This is a genomic window from Pseudomaricurvus sp. ABR4_320 (genome assembly GCF_056159445.1).
The window spans coordinates 39,084-57,324 of record NZ_JBSWVF010000012.1; the positions used below are offsets into that span (position 1 = coordinate 39,084).

The window sequence follows — 18,241 nt, forward strand, 5'->3', positions numbered from 1 at the left end:
TTATTCCACCAGTGAGGATAACGCGTACTCGGCAATCTGCTTATCTTCCGCAGCCGTCGCGCCAGAAACGCCGATACCACCGATCAATCGACCTTGATCAAAAACCGGTAAGCCGCCACCAAAGGCGGCCAGACCACCGTTCGTTAAACTCATACCGACTAACTTTTCCGACTCTATCGCCGCTCCAAAATCATCGGTTGGGCAGCGAAACAACACCGCTGTTTTCGCCTTGCTCTGACAGACATCGGCAGACCCCAACAACGCATCATCCATGCGTAAGAAACCCTGAATATTCGCACCAGAATCAGCAACTGCAATACAGACACTGAGCCCTAGATCCTGGGCTTTTGAGACGGCAGCATCGATTGTTGCCTGTATTTTCACGCTCGACAGAGCAGCCATTGATTCCCCTCTTGCTATCCAAATCAATCCGAGCGCCCTTTATACGGGTTTCTATAGGGTGAATAACAGAGATAAAAATGAGATCTGCTGATCCCATAATTGGCGAACTGTTCGATTAACTGTCTTGACTGCTGCGGACCTTACCTACGACAAAATCAATGAAAGCACGAGTTTTTAACGGCAGATTTTCGCGATGAGGATAAAGTATGCTCGCAGGCCTATGCTCACAATGCCACCCTGACATAAGTGGTAATAATTCGCCGTTTTCAATCGCCTGATGGACCGTATATTCCGGTATACAACTTGCCCCAAGGCCCTCTTTGACGGCATCTAGCGCAAAGGTGATTTCATCCGTTCTCAAACTCGGCTTGGGGCTAAAGGTCTCTGTGTTCTCCTCCCCATCGTGAAACCGCCACAATGGAAAACGCTTGAGAACGACCATGGGCAATTCGGTTAGATCTCGCGGATGCGTAGGCATTCCATACCGTGAGACAAATTCGGGCGACGCGCAGAGCACCATTCGCGTTTGGAAAAGCTGCCTGGAAATCCAATCGTTCAGAGTCACAGGGCCGATACGAAAAGCGATATCAATGCTGTTGCGGGCGAGATCCAAATTCTCGTTGGTTAGAAATACCTCAACGGTAATACGTGGATTATCCCGCATAAAATCCAACACCCAGGGCTTCACAAAATGATGGCCAAAGGTGACGGGAGCCGTGACTTTAATATCGCCAGAAAGCGATGAGAGCTCGCTGTTGACATCTTCGGTCCGGGTCTCCAGCTCTCGCACCGTCGGACCCAGCGACTCATAGAGACGCTGGCCCGCTGCCGTCATCCCAAAGGTCTTTGGACTGCGATGAATAAGCTTGTAGCCAAGATCACTCTCGAAATTTTGCAAACGTCGACTGAGCGTCGATGAAGGGACACCGAGATAACGCGCAGCAGCCACCAAACTGCCTTTATCAGCCACTTTAATAAATAGGAATAGATCCTGATAATTCATAACGACCTCAAGTAACTCAAAAACGCCCTAAACCGAAAAAACACCCTAATGACAAAAATACGCAGCGTACATGTTACGATTTAGTCAATAGAATAACGTTTTTTCGTAAGCGGGTGGTTGATTTGTACGAGGCTGTCCTGCTGGGCGAAAAAAGAACGTTTCGGTATGAAAAATAACCGGGATGAACGTATCTCTTTTACCGTAAGGCTTACCACAGGGCTCACTACAGAGGCCAGGATAGAAAATCAACCGTCTGTGGAGTCTATCAGAGATAAGATCAGTGATGGTACTGACTGAGGAAGCCGTAGACCTCCTGCTCTGTCAGATAATGGCAAAGTCGGTAACCTTGAAAGTAATTACAGTTTATCGACTTTAGATAGCTGAGCTGTTCTTCGTTTTCAACACCTTCGGCAATCGTCTTAAGATTGAGGGTCTCCGCCAAATGGACGATCGCCTGGCAAATCGCTTCATCATCCCGATCTTTTCCAATATCCCGAACAAAAGACTGATCTATTTTTAAGATATCAATGGGCAACTGTTTGAGATAGGCTAAAGATGAATAACCCGTACCAAAATCATCCATCGCAATTCGAATACCGCATTGTTTAATCCGTTCAATCATCTGCTTTGCTTTATAGGGCTCTTCCATCGCAATGCGTTCCGTAATTTCCAATTCCAAAAGCTCTGCCGGAAATTCAAAGCTATTAAGAATGTCCTGAAGAACGTCCGGAAAATTATCTTGTGAAAACTGAATCAACGAAATGTTCACGCAACAGGATATCCTCATATCTAAATCTTGATTCAGTTTCGCCATAAACGCGACAGAATGCCTTAACACCCACTCTCCAACGTCAACGATATACCGGTTCTGCTCTAGAACTGGAACAAAATTCTCTGGTCCGACACCAACAAAATTCGGGTTATTCCAACGTAACAAGGCCTCAACCGCGACAATGGCACCACCGCCATTAAAAATGGGTTGGAAATTTACAGAAAATTCGTTTTTGTCCAAGGCTTCTTTTAAGGCGGATGACAAATTGACTTTATTCTGCATTTCCTCAATTAACTCACGCTCGAAAACACTGTATTGATTTTTACCTGCAGATTTCGCATGGTACATCGCAAAATCTGCATACTGCATTAAACTGTTGTAGGTCGCACCGTCTTCCGGGAATCGAACGATACCTGCGGATGCTGTCACCTCCAAGGTTAAATTATCAACATTGATCGGCCTTTGTATCTCCAGCAACAATTGCTGAACTTTAAATTGGGTAATCCCCACATCAGAATCGAGCAGTACAAAGACAAATTCATCGCCACCAAGTCGACATAAGGTATCTGTATCACGAAAGAGTTTTCCCGCTCTAAGGGCGATCTCTTTGAGAACTTTGTCGCCCGTATCGTGACCATGCACGTCGTTGATCTCCTTAAATTGGTCTAGATCAACAAAGATCAACGAGAACCCAATGTTGCTGCGATTGTAGTTGCGAATAAGTTGCTCCAATCGATCCTTTAACAGTGTTCGATTCGCCATGCCCGTTAGCGCGTCGTAGAACGCTAATTTTTCAATATCTTTCTGGGCGTTGATTCGCTCTGTCAAATCGCTACACAAAACAATATAGTTACGAGTTTTGCCAAATCTCGGAACACGAGAAATACTAATCCACGCGGGAAAGGTATCACCGGTTTTGCGCTGATTGGCAATTTGACCTTCCCAGTGACCCGTTTCGGCCAAAATTTGCAAAAGCTCCTCACGGGCTCCGTCGTTGCGAAAATCTTCACGTAAAAACTCGGGAACCGATCCGATAAGTTCACTCTCGGAACACCCCGTCATCGTAATAAACGCTTTATTGACGCTATTAATCTCAATATCTGAATTACAGATGAGAATCCCTTCCGATCCTTCACCAAAGATCTGCATTGCCGTTTGTAACTGTTCCTCTATTTCTGTCCTCTCAGTGATATCCGATGTAATAAACCCTGCCGCGAATATCTTTCCCTCAGAATCACGTAACGGAAACCCTGTGGTTGAAAGAGTCTGTTTATTCGTCTGAACAGAACTTTCGTAGATGAATGACGTCGGTATACCCCTTAAAAACAAACCATCATAGAATTGCGTCATTTTGTTGATATAGGATTCCGGCATGCAATCCTGTAGATTCTGACCACAAGGATCCGCGCCCTTCATTTGGGTAAATCGCGCAAGTTCCTTGTTGGCCAACAAAATTTCATAGTCATGGTTAACAACGAAAATCATATTTTGGCTGTTATCGAGGATCAACCGAAACAGATCATTCTCATTCTCCAAGGCAACTTCACTTCTAATATCCATTAGACTGAAAATAAAACTGGCATCCAAAGAATTTTTTTCTGGCAACCGAACAAAATTCCCTCGACAAGGAATGGTTTGTCCTTTTCGACTTCTTAAAACCGGATAAATGATGTCATCGATTGAAAAACTGACATCTCCGCGCAACAATTGAATTAACCACTGACCCGTGTCTCTATCCATAAATCTAAGCAGCGACTTACTACGCATCATTTCAGGCGCACGAAAACCTAGAGCACTCATCCCCTGCCCGTTTACATCGAGCACTTCACCCTTCTTGCCGATCAGTAACGAAATCCCGGGAAGAGAATGAAACAATTGCCGATAGTGAAAGAGTTGCTCTTGCAGTTGTTGTTGACTTTTTTTGAGCTCATCGTTTTGAATTTCAAGCTCGGCTTCATAGATTTGAACCTCTTCAAAAAATTGCGAGGTTGACATCAAAAGATCTTCTTCGTTTTTCCGCTTGAGTACATCAATAGCACGCTGGCGCAGTGCATCAACCCGACTTTTATTCGATGGCATCTTCTGTTACCCATTCGGTAATATTAAAATGGCTGATCACGACGGAATATTTTTGATGGTGAATCGAGCGGGCGTTTAGTGAAAACCATCGTTTTTCTTCGGCAGAATGGCAGGGATATGTTAACGTAAACGTATTTTCTCGCTTCTCAATAAGACTTTTAATACCAAAAAAAGCCTTTTTCGCCAACACATCCGTTTTCATAGCCTTCTGACAGGCATCCAGGTAGTTAGAGCCAATGCTGCAACAGCTTAAGTTTGCATCACCATTTATCTTTGCAAACCTATCCCAAGCTTGGTTAACCAGCACGATTTGACCAATATCATCTAGAACCGCAATATGCTCAGGCAGTGAGTTAATCGTCTCTTGCAACAGTTCCGACGATTTGAGAGCACTGATATCAATGCAGGAAATAACGACACCAACAAATCCCGTTGAACTGATTCGATAAGGTAGAATCCGTATCAAATAGGGCACATTGTCTGTACTGAAAATTTCCCGCTCTACGCCTCTCTGAGACTCAAGGGTATCAACAAGCGTTGCCTCAAAATCGGTAAAATCCAAATTATAAACAATTTCGTTGATCGGACGCCCAACATCCTGCTCACGCAATTTAAATAATTTATTAATATCCGGTGTATAACGAGTAATCCGCAAGTCCTGATCCAGAAACACGCTTGCAATCCCAGCCGCACGAGACATTGTATCTAGGTCAGCATTTATCCGATGGAGAATTCCAACTTTTTCTTGATACTCGGTATTAACGGTATTGAGTTCTTCGTTGACCGACTGTAATTCTTCGTTGGAACTTTGTAACTCTTCGTTAGACGCAATCAATTCTTCATTGGTCGCCTGTAACTCTTCATTTGACGTCTCTAGCTCCGTGATGGTTGACTGCAAGCTGGCTCTGGTCGCATTAAGCTCGTATTCCAGTGCCTCAATTCGCGCAGTGACTTTTTCGTCTACGGTCAGCGGATTATCCGTAGTCTTTTCCGCAGCTTCAAGAAAACTGATTAATGAGAGATTTGCAACACTATTGCCAGGTACAACCACGGGAATAACAGAAATCTTTATATAACGCTGCTTCTTGTTAAAGTCAGTAACAGCCAATGTCTCTGAGATGACTCGATGACACTCCTTACGGGATCGGTGAAGCAAAGCTGCGGTTACTGTGGCGATTTCCGTGGGTAATAATTTCGACAAATTCAGCTCCGCTGAACCATGCCTGACTCGAACTAAAGAAGAAATATCACCATAAAAATGAATAACTACACCGTCTTTATTGGTGAGCAGGGAGGACGGGGAAAAATTTTCGAGAAGAATATCTGTCGCCGCAGTGAGCTCTCGCGAAGCATTACTAAACGATCCCGTGAGAACATCTGTACTTTTACGTTTATCTTCGCTAGCGATTATGCCTGCCTCTAAGCTATCGACCGGTGCCATTGCTAATGAATTTATATTTCTTTGGTATATTTTTAGTTTTTCGCTCACGATATAAAAGGCTGAAATGTTGGTTGATAGCGTCTCACTTTCACCCAGCACCAAAAAACCTTCTTTCAATAATGAGAACTGTAATTTATGAAGTGCTTTTTTTTGAGCATCACTTTTAAAGTAAATAAGTGTATTGCGACAACTGACAAGATGCATTCGTGTAAATGGCGCATCGATCAATAAATTGTGTTGCGCAAATAGTACACTTTTTCTCAATTTTGAACTGATTCGATAACCTTGCTGGTTCTTCGAAAAATACTTGGAAAGCAACAACTCGGGTATTTCGACACTGATGGATTCCGGAAAATCACCGTAAGACGCGTATTCTAGACACTCCTTACTGACGTCCGTTGCAAATATTTTGATCGGATTGTCGCCATCAATCTCTTCAACGGCTTCTTTAAAAAGCATCGCGTAGGTATAAGCTTCTTCACCAGTGCTGACACCTGCAATCCATACACGAATTTCTTCTTTCGGCTCCAAATGACAAACGATTTTAGGTATTATTTTCGTTGCCAGTCGATCGAACACCTCTCTATCACGAAAAAATCGCGTCACGGGAATCAACAATTCACGCCGCAATTTTTTCAGCTCATCTGCATCTTTTGCCAACTTCAGCGTATACGCAAGATACGAATCCAGCTTATTGACCTGAATTCGCTTTTCGATGCGCCTCATGATAGTAGCAGGTTTATATTCTGAAAAATCCAACCGATGATCGTTGCGCAGTAATTCGATGATTTCTGCGACGGCATCTTCTTTGGTTTGAGCGACTGAGGCAGGATTTTGAGAGGATCTTGAACGGGAAAATGGGTGCTCCAAATAATCGTTTATCATCGCAGGCATTTCTTTGCACTGTAATATCTGATCAACGACCCCAGTGGTTAATGCGCTCGATGGCATGCCATCAAATTTGGCCTCAAGAGTGTCCTGCACAATACACAAACCACCTTGGCTGTTAATGGACCGAATTCCACGACTGCCATCAGATCCTGTACCGGAAAGCACAATACCAATGCAATGACGCCCGTATTCCTTTGCGGCAGAATCAAAAAAAATATCAATGGGCAGTGAAAACGTCTGGTTTGGTTTCGGAGTAACTTTAAAGTTTGAACCTACGAGCTGAAGCGTTGTTCCCGGCGCGATCAAGTACACATTTTTTGCTTCGGGAACCATACCTTCATCGGCGAGATACACGTTCATTTTGGTGCAGCGGGCAATGAGCTCATCCATCATGCTTTTGTATTCAGAAGACAAATGTTGAATGACGACAAACGCTGCGGGAAGATCTTCGGGGCAGGCACTAAAGAATTGCTGTAGAGCCTCTAAGCCACCCGCCGATGCGCCGATAGCTACCAGCCAAGATGCCGGTGTGATTTCGCTCGCTGTTTCTTCCATGATGTCCTTTAGGTCTGTAAGACCCGGTGACCGGATTTTTATTGATTCTATTTCTATACGCTATATTACAAAATTTAGCGACCTTTTGAGGCGCTTTAGACGTCAATCGAAACCCAGTCACCACATCTCGATTCATTCACGCTAATGCACTCTTTTTAGGAGCGCCGAATCCACGCTACAAGATTTCAAACGCTCACAGTGTTGGTGACCTGTAAACTAATTAGTCGAAGTCGAAATCAGAATAAACGCTTCTGTCGTCCACCTATTTAGATTTGGTGGAAGTACATCACTGGAGCACTTTGCTCTAAAAAATGCGATCTAACGTATACTGCCGTTTTTGCGTCCAGGAGGTTTTTCATCGCCCCTCTACGCTTATGTGTTCGGCGCGAAAATCCCTACAGGAAAGGCCGTAATTAGTGAGACGAAAGCGTCGCGTGAAGAGTCTTGCAACCATCCCATTTAGTAGGTATTGTAGTTCGCGTGAGTCAACAAACTGATCATGTCGGCGCTGATTTGCGTAATCGAGCGCGTAAGCCAATGTTGACCATGTTTCGGTCCGTTCATGATGAACGGGCCAGCAAACTGGCCACGGTCAAGCACTCATTCGCTCTCGCCTAAGGGCGCAGTATCAGCAGGGATGACATCAGTAGGAATGGATTCAACATATACGGGTGACCTCGCCTCCATCTCGTGGTATCGGAGCCCAGCATCACCGGAGTCGACTTGCTTCAAAAACTCCGGATAACCAGTCCCCCAATACGTTCTCCATCGTCCTCGTTGACGAGCCGCCAGCGTTGAAAAATACGAGTGTCAGCGCTGCTGTTTTACTGTTTTTGCGTTACAAGAATTTATTATTAAAGCGCAAAAACTGTATTTATTAATCATCATCAAACTCGTATTCTCATCGTCAACAAAAAACGGCTGGTTCTTGACAATGAAGTCTTTCCTGATCAACCAAAGCGGAAACATCGTTTTACCTTCTCACTTATTTCCGGAAATCGACTTCTCGGTTATTTCATCTTTGGAACAACTCGAAGCGATTATCCGCAGAGACATGGAGTCAAAAGCCCCGACGGGAACAGAGATCTTAAAGAAAAACGAATCGGAGGCCTACAAGAGCCGCATCGAACTGCTACACGATATCGCTCTCAATCTCTATTGGGTAAATCGTAACGCGTTAACCCTCTACCACAAGCGCCCTATGCGCTGGCGAGATGTTCCCAAAAACCGGGACTCTCTGTTCTTGCCCGTTCAAATTCCCTGGGAAAATGGTGATCGAAAAATCGCGGCCATTAAATCCTCCTACGAATCACTACCGACGACTCACCCGGACGCCACCAGTTCTGAAGATACGATTTTCAATTTACTCTTCGAAGTGGTGCGCCATAAACGACATCATGCATCCTATATGCCGCCGATCAAGCCGACGGTGGCGGAATTTATTGCAAGCTCGGTTAACTTAACCGTGGCGATCAGTGATTACGATCCGGATTTTCCGGTATTTACAGAGCAGCAGATTATCGATTGCGACAATTCGGTGCCCGAACTGGAAGCGCTACACCGCTGGGCGATGCTACTGCACAATCAATACCCATGGAATCGCTCGCAACAGCGCCTGGCTCGACCTGACGAAATAAACGACGACGATGTGGTTATCGTGTTTGAACCACGCAACAGAGAAGTTCTCGATTTTATTCACCGGGTTAAAGATTCCCGCAAAGAGACCCATTCGTCAGCGTCTAAGCCTCTAAGCGTAGAACCGGTGCAGCCGCTACGGCCCTACCCGCCGGTCATCGTCAAAGAGCACTTTAAAGTACTGCCCAAAATCGAAGCCTTGTCTGCGCTGGCGGGAGACCAAATCTGTACGAACGAGGATTTGATTCGCAATGCCGCGATGAATTGGTCGCCGATGACCGCAGAAGAAATTTCTGCCAAAACCGGGATAGAAGCACGCTGCTACACCAATCGTCGGCTCGAAGATATGGCGCTAGAAGTCGCTCGCAGCGCGCTGACTCACGCCGACCGGAAACCCGAGGAGATTGGCGCCGTACTCTTCTGTTCTTGTACCAGCACCCGTTTGATCCCGTCCGTCTCGACCTGGTTATCCGCAGAACTGGGTTTATATCAAACCCATAATTCGTCTGATATCGTCGCGGCCTGCGCTGGCATGCCCTATGGCATCTCAGAAGCGGTTCGCCTCTTGCAGGAAGTTAACCGGCCGGTATTACTGGTTTGCGCAGAGAAGTTTTCGGATAAAGTTGGCAATGTTAGAACCTCCCGCATGCTGTTTGGAGATGGCGCTGCCGCGATGGTGATCGCGCCAAGCGAAGATGGCGAAAGCGACATCGACATCGTTCAGACCTACGCCAGTGGCCCCCAAAAAGAGGTCAACGCCATTGTCTGGCCGAATCCAGACTTTGACAATTTTATTACGGTTTACGGCCCACCGGTTAAGGCCCTGGCGCAACGCTATCTGCTACAAATGATTGGCGAATTGCGAGAACTTCCCGGGAATCATGGAGGCGCGAGCGTCATTGATGAAATTGATCTTGTCGTTCCCCACCAAGCCAATAAAACCATGGTAACCGAGTTGGCAACTAACGGTGGATTGCGCAGCGACCAACTCTATTTCAACATCGAGCGGGTCGGCAACACATCAGCCGCCAGTATTCCACTGGCCATATTCGACGCGGTAAACGAAGGCGTCATCGATAAACCCATGCGAATTTTCGCTCCGGGATTTGGTGCTGGCGCCGTCGGCGGCTATGCGGTGTTGCGGATTGATCCCGCGGTTATCACCACGGCTGAGCATCCACAAAAGAAAAAACGAATCTTTCCAACCAACAGTTCCACCTTGGACGATGTACAACAAGGCTTTGCTTAACTCGTTGGATCCAACTGGCTTTTTGCCAACATTTTTGCGACTTAGGACCAAGAGGCTATACAAATGCTTTCCCACGACAACACCAATTTAGAAAGGATTGAAAAACTCCGCGACCGCAAAGCCTCCATGAAACTGGGTGGCGGAGAAAAGCGTTTAGCGTCACAAAGGGAAAAAGGTAAGCTCACCGTTTGGGAACGCATTGATTATTTCTTTGACTCGGGGACCTTCGAAGAAGTCGGTGGCTTTATTCAACATCGAAGTACCAATTTCGGATTGGATGCATCACGTCCTGCTGGCGATGGCGTGATCACCGGATTTGGATTGGTCAATGGACGCCTGGTATATATGGCGGCTCAGGATTTTACCGTGTCCGGCGGATCCCTTGGCGAAATGCATGGTCGTAAGATCGCCAACATTATGGACATGGCTATCACCAACGGCGCTCCTATGGTTACCCTAAATGATTCGGGCGGTGCACGCATTCAAGAAGGTATTGGCTCTCTATGCGGTTACGGTGAAATATTTTTCCGGAATACCGCCGCATCAGGCGTTATCCCACAAATCAGCGTCATTATGGGTCCCTGTGCTGGCGGTGCAGTGTATTCCCCAGGGATCACCGACTTTGTCGCAATGGTTGAAGACACTTCGTACATGTTCATCACCGGGCCGGATGTCATTAAAACAGTCACCGGTGAAGAAGTGACCAAAGACACACTCGGCGGCGGCGATGTCCACGCCAAACAATCTGGGGTCGCCACCTACGTCGGTGCGGATGATGAAACCACGCTCGACTGGGTTAAACTACTGCTGTCTTACCTGCCCTCAAATAATGAAGAGACGCCGACACGTTTCGAACCGGAGATGCCTAAGTTCCATGGGGAAGATCTGGCTCATGTCGTCCCTTCAAACCCAAACAAGGGCTACGACATACACGACGTTATTGATCGCATCGTCGACGCTGGCAGTTACTTTGAATTGCAGGAGCGCTTTGCGGCCAATATCAATATAGGTTTCGCCCGTATTGATGGCATCAGTGTTGGTATTGTCGGTAACAATCCCAAACACCTTGCCGGGTGCCTCGATGTGGACGCCTCCGACAAGGCGGCTCGATTTGTTCGCTTCTGCGACGCGTTTAATATTCCCCTGTTAACGCTCGTGGATGTGCCCGGCTTTTTGCCAGGTACTGATCAAGAATACAACGGTATTATACGGCACGGTGCCAAGTTGCTCTATGCCTATGCCGAAGCGACGGTACCCAAGCTAACCATAATAATGCGTAAATCCTATGGTGGAGCCTATATCTGTATGTGTTCCAAACACCTTGGAGCCGACATGGTGCTGGCGTGGCCTGGTTCAGAAATTGCGGTCATGGGCCCCAAAGGCGCCGTCAATATTATCTTCCGGAAAGAGATCGCAGAGGCGGAAGATAAAAGCCAGCGCGCTGTCGAATTGGAGCAGGAATACACCGACAAGTTCGCAACTCCAGAGCTCGCGGCATCGCTCGGCTACGTGGATAATATTATCGAGCCCGCCCAAAGTCGCTGTGTGATCATCAAATACTTGAAGTCACACTTCAACAAAAAACAGATATTGCCACGCCGTAAACACGGCAACATTCCACTGTAGCGCAAACTCACCAACAGAGACCGGTAATATTATGTTTTCAAGTGTACTTATCGCTAATCGCGGACTCATTCAGGCGAACTGTGTCAGAGCGGTAAAGGAACTGGGGTGTCGCGCAGTCACCGTCTACGATAGCGCAGATCGCCACAGCGCCGGTGTCCGCAATGCCGACGAAGCTCATGAGCTGCATACCAGCAACGCCAGAATTCCCTATCAGGATATCGATCAGATTGTCGACTTGGCGACACGACTCGACATCGAAGCCGTGCATCCCGGCTATGGATTTCTAGCCCAAAATGTTGAATTTCGACAGCGCCTTGCCGAAAAAAGTATCAAGTTTATTGGGGCCAGCCACAATCATGAGATCGAGTTAGAAAACAAACCCGCGGTACGCGACTTGGCGGTAAAATCCGGCATACCCATTCTGCCGGGTACAGGGCCACTGGAAAGTCTCAGCGACTTACATCACCAGGCGGAGGAACTCGGCCTGCCCCTAATGATGAAAGCTTGCGAAGGTTATGGAGGCTTGGGCATACGTCTGGTTGAACGGCTAGCGGATATCGAGGCTCACCTGCGTGGTATTCAGGCACAGACCGACCGTATACTGTTGCACACGCCCCAGGTCTATTTAGAAAAATACCTGCCCAATGCGCGCTTGCTCGAGATTCCGGTTGCTCGAGATACCTTTGGCAATGTGGTGTTTTTTCCAGAACGTGATTGCACCATTCAACGACGCTTCCGCAAGGTCGTGGTGGAAACCCCGAGCGAAGCCTTACCGGAAGCGGTACGCAATCGTTTAAGAATTGCGGTGCAAACCCTGCTGGATCGACTCGACATTACTGGCTTTGTATCCGCTGATTTCTTGTACGATGGCAATCAAGCGTATTTTCTGGAGTTAAACGACTACATCCAGCCATCGCATTCGGTATCTTCCCTGCTGAGTGACGTCGACATCATTCGAGAGCAGGTGAGCTTGGCCACAGGACAATCTCTTTCTTTTCGGCAGAATGACATTGCGACCAGCGGCGTTGCCATGAGTGTTTTTTTATCGGCGGAAGATCCTGATCAGGGGTTTGCCCCCTCGCCCGGTATTGTCGAGCGTCTGTTGTTGCCCTTCGGCGATGGCGTCTACAGTCAGACCAATGTTTTCTCTGGTGATCGTGTGGGCACGGAATACGACCCGATCATTGGCATGATCATGGTTAAAGAAAAGAATCGGGCGAAGGCCATCGACAAGCTCCGCACAGCGGTCGACGGCGCTCATATTGATGGTATTCGCACTAATATTCCATTGTTGCGCGCCCTGCTGCGTTATCCGGATTTTATTCAGAACAAATACGATACCAGCCTGATTACCGACGCCGCCAGTCGCGAGAGCATTTTCGAGAATTTTCGTACCACCGATGAATCTGCCGTGGCTGCTCTCATTGCGGCTCTGTCTATTCAGCGCGATGCCAATCATCAAATTCTTCTCGACCAGGTTCGACAAAACGCCCGTTCAAAGATCTGGGACATGGCCACAGATTGGCTAAATCGCTAACTTGACGGATATCCCGGGACATACGAGATTATGAAATATCAAATTAAGAGCACCGACGTCAGCCACCTTGTGGAAATCGATGGCAAATACGATTTTCTGGAAGAGTCTCCGGTTACCGTTGGCAACAATACCTATCAGGTAAGAGTTCTGGATACGGATACCAGCGGCGCGCTTAAAGTCGTCATGATAAACCGTAAAATCTACCATGTGAGCGTTCGACATCGCTCTGATGGCCTTCCGGATGAAGTGGTGTTAAAAGGTGTTCCTTACAAGGTGGAACTGGAACGCATTGAGTCGACCCGTTACCGGCCAAGCGCACCGCCCAAAGCGATATCTGGTCAAATGCAGGCCAGCATGCCCGGACAGGTGGTCGTTTTCCTCGTTAATAACGAGACAGAGGTTGTTGAAGGACAACCCATACTCATTCTTGAAGCCATGAAAATGGAAAATGAAATTCTCGCTCCCAAGAGCGGCAAGCTGAGCTACGCACAGATTAAAGAAGGCGATATGGTTATGAAAGGCGACTTGTTGTTCGAGGTGCTCTAAATCGCAAGTCGTTAACCTTTCCTACAGCCTGCGGATTTTCGTTTTCGAGACTGGTCTGCAAAACAAAAGCAGGCGCAATAAGGGCATTTATGTGTGGTAAATGCCCGAATTGAGCCTGTTTTTTTACGCCTTAGAGGCCGCGTGGAGAGAATATCTACAGGCTGCTAACGTGAGGGCTTGCCAGCACGTTGTCGAGTCGCCCATTCCGGATCAATCCATACGGCATTATCCATGGGCGCCAACATTGATTTCCCCAGAATATGATCGGAAGCTTTTTCGGCGACCATAATGGTTGGTGCATTGAGATTGCCGTTCGTGATTGTTGGGAAAATCGACGAATCGACAACCCGTAGACCCTCGACACCCATCACGCGACACTCCGAATCCACCACAGCCATTGGATCACTGTCGCTGCCCATTTTACAACTGCAGGACGGATGATAAGCACTTTCCACGTTTTGCCGCACCCAGGCATCAATGTCCTGATCACTGGTAATGGACGCTCCCGGTTGAATTTCGTCACCGCGATACGCATCCAGCGCGGGTTGATTCAGAATCTCACGGGTCAGCCGTATACACGAACGCCAGTCCTCAACGTCTCTTGAATCTTCCAGGTAATTGAAACGAATGCTGGGCTTTGCCAGAGGATCCGCCGACAGGATATTAACCTCCCCACGACTGTGAGGCTTGTTCGGACCGACATGCACCTGAAAGCCATGACCTTTGATAGCAGCACCGCCATCGTAACGCATGGCGGCGGGCAAAAAATGGTACTGAATGTCGGGCCATTCCTGGCCGGCTTTTGAGCGAATAAACGCACAAGATTCAAAATGGTTGGTTGCACCCAAGCCATCGCGACGCAAGATCCAACGTGTACCGATGAGCCCCTTACTGACAAGGTCGAGCTTGGCATTCAGTGTGATTGGCTGTTTACAGTAGTATTGAAAATAAACCTCGAGGTGATCCTGAAGATTTTGACCAACACCGGCCAGCGAATGAACAACGTCGACACCCGCTTTGCGCAATACCCCTTCAGGCCCAATGCCAGACCGCTGCAAAAGCGTTGGCGAACCTATCGACCCCGCAGAAAGCAGGGTTTCTTTTTCCGCGAATGCGCGATGCTCCTGGTTCCCCACTCGATAGCTGACCCCAATTGCACGTCCACGCTCGGTCAGCACCTTGTCGACGCAAGCGTGTTTTACCACGGTAAGATTTGATCGTTTAAGAGCGGACCGCAAATAAGCACGAGCGGTGGATTCCCGAACACCATCCCGCACAGTCATGTGCATGGCGCCAAACCCTTCCTGTTGCTCACCGTTGTAATCTTCGGTGGTTGGGTAACCGGCCTCGGCGCCTGCGTCGATAAACGCTCGATAAAGCGGGTTTTGCATATCATTACCCGCACAAACCCCCAAAGGTCCGTCGCCGCCACGATAGCTGTCGCCGCCCTTTTTCCAGGTTTCGGCACGTTTAAAATAAGGCAGACAATGCCGGTAGTCCCAGCCGAGCGCGCCCTCCTGCTGCCACTGATCGAAATCGCGAGCGTGCCCGCGAACATAAACCATCCCGTTAATCGACGAAGATCCTCCCAGCACCTTACCCCTGGGGCAATGCAAGCGACGGTTATCAACGTGAGGTTCAGGCTCAGAATCAAAATTCCAGTTGTATTTATCCATGTTCATTGGATAAGAGAGAGCGGTTGGCATCTGGATAAAAAGACTCTTATCACTGCCGCCCGCTTCGATCAGTAACACTTGATGATGGCCGTCTTCCGTAAGGCGGTTTGCCAGCACACAGCCAGCAGACCCGGCACCGACAATAATATAATCATAATGACGCGCTTTCATATCGGCGACATCCCCGTAACCCAATAGAAATATAGCCGGTGGCAATAAACTGTCACCGGCGCGAGTGGCTCTTGTTATAAAGAATCAGAAAAAGTTGTATTTAACGTTAATGCCGGCCCATCTTGGCGGACTGACCACATAGATTGAGTAGTTTCCGAAGCCGGTAATATCATAGCCATAGGTTTCGGCACGCTCATCAGTGACGTTATTGACATAGAGACTGGTTTCCCAGCGATCATCCGGAGAGAAATAAGTCAGCCTGACATCTCCAAGGGTATAGTCACCAATCTCGGTTGCCTCAGAATTCACCAGGTTAAAATATTCGGTACCCACATGGTTTACCGATACCTGTGCAGCGATACGCCCCTGACTCAATTCCCACTCTTTCCTGACGATCATATTGGCTGTGATGTCCGGGGCCAATAGCGCTTCCTGATCGACAATCTGCTGGCTGCCATCGTTTGATACACCGTTAACTTCCGTATCTAGAGCGCTGAACCCAAGCAGAAAATCCCAACCGTTATCGGTACTGTAGGTCAGCTCGACTTCACCGCCGTAAAAGGTTGCCTCTGAGTTGATCAGCAAGCTGGTCGTGCCCGAAAAGAAAAATGCCTGATAGTTTTCATAATCGTAATAGAACACGCTGGCATTCAGACGTCCGCGCCCTTCTGCAAACGTGGTCTTTGATCCGATTTCGTAGGAATTCAGGATCTCGGGATCATACCCAATGGCTTCTTCCGTGCCTTCAGCAACACCGTCGGAAGGTGTATTAAAACCACCACCCTTGATACCACGGTTGAAGCCCGCATAGAGCAGTTGATTGTCGGTAAGCGACCAGTCCAATTGCAGCTTTCCGGAAAATTCATCGTCGGTACGAGTGAAATGATAGGTATCACCGGTATAAAGATAGTTTGAGCCATCGGCATAAACAGCGCCTTCACCCGTCATCAGATAAGACATATCCTTGTCATCCTGGGTCCAACGCAGCCCGGCGGTAAGCAGCAACGAGTCGGTCAAATCCATATCGATCTGCCCAAAAACCGAAAAGGTTTCAGTCGTCGCGTCCGCAAAATACTCGGGAAAATACGCATCTGACGGGAACTGAAAGGCCCCGGAAAACTCGTTGTCGATGTGCAGATAGTAGAGACCGGAAATCCAGCGAAGATTGTCCAGTTCGCCATCGATCCTCAGTTCCTGCGAGAACTGCTTGACGTCTGCCGTGGAGGCATAGGTCACTAGATTATAACGGGTGCTGTCGTCGTCTTCCCGATACTCCTTGTCGCTCTCCGTGTAATCAGTGACGCTGGTTAAATTGATACCGTTCGAAAAACCCGTGGTAAAAATGCCGGTAAAACTACCGGAGGTACGATCGACGCCACTGTCGAAATCGTAGGCACCGTCAAGCTCATCGCCAATGCCATCATCGAGTTGACCGTTCGCTGGATCAAACAGACTCCCGGCGACGATCTTGTCTCCGCCAAAAAAGTTCTGCGCGCCAGCCACAGGATTGCCTTCGCTATCGAGCTGCAACCCGGCACCACAATCGGTATCTCCCGCCTGACAGAAAACCGGCCCAATGGCACCGGATTTGGTCGCACGAGCGTCATAAACACCGCCACGAGTATCAATATCCGTCGCCCGACCGATCAATAAGAGAGACGAATCAGCCCCGACGTCGATATCCAACATGCCTCGGTAAGACCAAGTATCATCGGAGCGATAGTCCGGACCTATCTCGTTATCTACGTAACCGTCGTCTTCATTGTGGTACACCGCAAGACGTCCTCGAACGCCATCACTCAGTGGCCCACTCACCGTCGCGGTAACACCCTGCTGGCCGTACTGAGCGAGGGTTAAATCGATAGACGCCTCGAATTCTTCCGTGGGTTTGTTGCTGATGTAATGCACCAGGCCGCCGGTGGCATTGCGACCGTAGAGCGTCCCCTGGGGGCCTCTGAGCACTTCAATACGCTCAATATCGAACGCAGGTGCCCCTGAGGCTCCCGGAGAAGATAGATAGGCTTCATCGTTATAAATCGCGACGGGGGCTTCCTGACCTTCAGCGAAATCCCCTTGGTTGACCCCGCGAATCGAAAACAGCGCTATGTTCGCAGCGTCTCCGGTGTTACTGGTGGCAACCAACCCGGGCGTTTGTGCAGCAACATCCATACTGTTGGTCCAGCCCAGGGCCTGCATTTGCTCGCCAGAAAATGCAGAAACGGAGACACCTACGTCTTGCAGGCTTTGCTCCCGTTTTTGCGCCGTAACAACAATTTCTTCTATATCGAATGTCGCAGCATCGGTGCTGCTGATGACCATGGCGACTGCGGTTGCCAGTGACCCCTTTACCAGTTGACTAACTTGTCTCATTGATACCCTTCCCATACAAGCGAATTTAAAAGTCGTTGTTTTCTCTCTGGTATCTCTCTGATTCTTTTTATATTGAGCATTCAATAAAAATAAGCTACAGGAATACAAATACCGAGTCAAACCACCGAATGGTGTTTAACACGTCCATGTCGTAAATGTGAAAAGTATGGTCGCAATAGTCTGGAAATGCGAATACGTTAGCCTGCGCTTACGATAAATACTTCAACAACCATGGTCTTTGGACACAGCCCGGATCTCTACTCTGAAGCCGTACCGGGCGTGCCCCCT

The 18,241-nt window shown here is 48.1% G+C and carries 10 protein-coding genes; 4 read left to right on the plus strand and 6 right to left on the minus strand.

All coding sequences use genetic code 11. The features are described from left to right. From ACXAFR_RS20265 to ACXAFR_RS20280, 4 genes are all read right to left on the minus strand, one after another. On the minus strand, nt 1-402 hold the full coding sequence (locus ACXAFR_RS20265; protein WP_475180231.1) for a GlcG/HbpS family heme-binding protein: 402 nt from the start codon (nt 400-402) through the stop codon (nt 1-3). Between the two features lie 115 nt (nt 403-517). Beyond that, on the minus strand, nt 518-1,405 hold the full coding sequence (locus ACXAFR_RS20270) for a LysR family transcriptional regulator (protein WP_475180235.1): 888 nt from the start codon (nt 1,403-1,405) through the stop codon (nt 518-520). A gap of 277 nt (nt 1,406-1,682) precedes the next feature. Further along, nucleotides 1,683-4,256: a sensor domain-containing protein gene (locus tag ACXAFR_RS20275; RefSeq protein WP_475180236.1), complete on the minus strand. Its 2,574-nt coding sequence runs from the start codon at nt 4,254-4,256 to the stop codon at nt 1,683-1,685. Then, entirely contained in the window at nt 4,243-7,143 is a 2,901-nt protein-coding gene (locus tag ACXAFR_RS20280; RefSeq protein WP_475180239.1) for a chemotaxis protein CheB, read from the minus strand. Before ACXAFR_RS20280 ends, ACXAFR_RS20275 begins: the two co-directional genes overlap by 14 nt. 934 nt (nt 7,144-8,077) lie before the next feature. Between ACXAFR_RS20280 and ACXAFR_RS20285 the strand changes: the two genes are divergently transcribed. The 4 genes from ACXAFR_RS20285 (at nt 8,078) to ACXAFR_RS20300 (ending at nt 13,736) form a co-directional block, all read left to right on the plus strand. Next, nucleotides 8,078-10,027 carry a 3-oxoacyl-ACP synthase III family protein gene (locus ACXAFR_RS20285; RefSeq protein ID WP_475180241.1) on the plus strand — a complete coding sequence of 650 codons (1,950 nt, stop codon included), beginning with the start codon at nt 8,078-8,080 and terminating at the stop codon, nt 10,025-10,027. A 63-nt stretch (nt 10,028-10,090) separates the two neighbouring features. Next, nucleotides 10,091-11,653 carry an acyl-CoA carboxylase subunit beta gene (locus ACXAFR_RS20290; protein ID WP_475180244.1) on the plus strand — a complete coding sequence of 521 codons (1,563 nt, stop codon included), beginning with the start codon at nt 10,091-10,093 and terminating at the stop codon, nt 11,651-11,653. Between the two features lie 31 nt (nt 11,654-11,684). Then, entirely contained in the window at nt 11,685-13,190 is a 1,506-nt protein-coding gene (locus ACXAFR_RS20295; RefSeq protein WP_475180248.1) for an ATP-binding protein, read from the plus strand. A gap of 30 nt (nt 13,191-13,220) precedes the next feature. Beyond that, nucleotides 13,221-13,736: an acyl-CoA carboxylase biotin carboxyl carrier protein subunit gene (locus tag ACXAFR_RS20300; RefSeq protein ID WP_475180251.1), complete on the plus strand. Its 516-nt coding sequence runs from the start codon at nt 13,221-13,223 to the stop codon at nt 13,734-13,736. 164 nt (nt 13,737-13,900) lie between these two features. Here the strand turns inward: ACXAFR_RS20300 and betA are convergent, their stop codons facing one another. Beyond that, entirely contained in the window at nt 13,901-15,583 is a 1,683-nt protein-coding gene (gene betA, locus ACXAFR_RS20305) for a choline dehydrogenase (protein ID WP_475180253.1), read from the minus strand. Between the two features lie 84 nt (nt 15,584-15,667). Further along, nucleotides 15,668-17,953: a TonB-dependent receptor gene (locus ACXAFR_RS20310; RefSeq protein ID WP_475180255.1), complete on the minus strand. Its 2,286-nt coding sequence runs from the start codon at nt 17,951-17,953 to the stop codon at nt 15,668-15,670. Nucleotides 17,954-18,241 lie beyond the last annotated feature (288 nt).

Coding starts and splice junctions, on each gene's coding strand:
- ACXAFR_RS20285 (WP_475180241.1), top strand. CDS start 8,078: ATGAAGTCTTTCCTGATCAACCAAAGCGGAAACATCGTTTTACCTTCT.
- ACXAFR_RS20290 (WP_475180244.1), top strand. CDS start 10,091: ATGCTTTCCCACGACAACACCAATTTAGAAAGGATTGAAAAACTCCGC.
- ACXAFR_RS20275 (WP_475180236.1), bottom strand. CDS start 4,256: ATGCCATCGAATAAAAGTCGGGTTGATGCACTGCGCCAGCGTGCTATT.
- ACXAFR_RS20310 (WP_475180255.1), bottom strand. CDS start 17,953: ATGAGACAAGTTAGTCAACTGGTAAAGGGGTCACTGGCAACCGCAGTC.
- betA (WP_475180253.1), bottom strand. CDS start 15,583: ATGAAAGCGCGTCATTATGATTATATTATTGTCGGTGCCGGGTCTGCT.
- ACXAFR_RS20295 (WP_475180248.1), top strand. CDS start 11,685: ATGTTTTCAAGTGTACTTATCGCTAATCGCGGACTCATTCAGGCGAAC.
- ACXAFR_RS20265 (WP_475180231.1), bottom strand. CDS start 402: ATGGCTGCTCTGTCGAGCGTGAAAATACAGGCAACAATCGATGCTGCC.
- ACXAFR_RS20270 (WP_475180235.1), bottom strand. CDS start 1,405: ATGAATTATCAGGATCTATTCCTATTTATTAAAGTGGCTGATAAAGGC.
- ACXAFR_RS20300 (WP_475180251.1), top strand. CDS start 13,221: ATGAAATATCAAATTAAGAGCACCGACGTCAGCCACCTTGTGGAAATC.
- ACXAFR_RS20280 (WP_475180239.1), bottom strand. CDS start 7,143: ATGGAAGAAACAGCGAGCGAAATCACACCGGCATCTTGGCTGGTAGCT.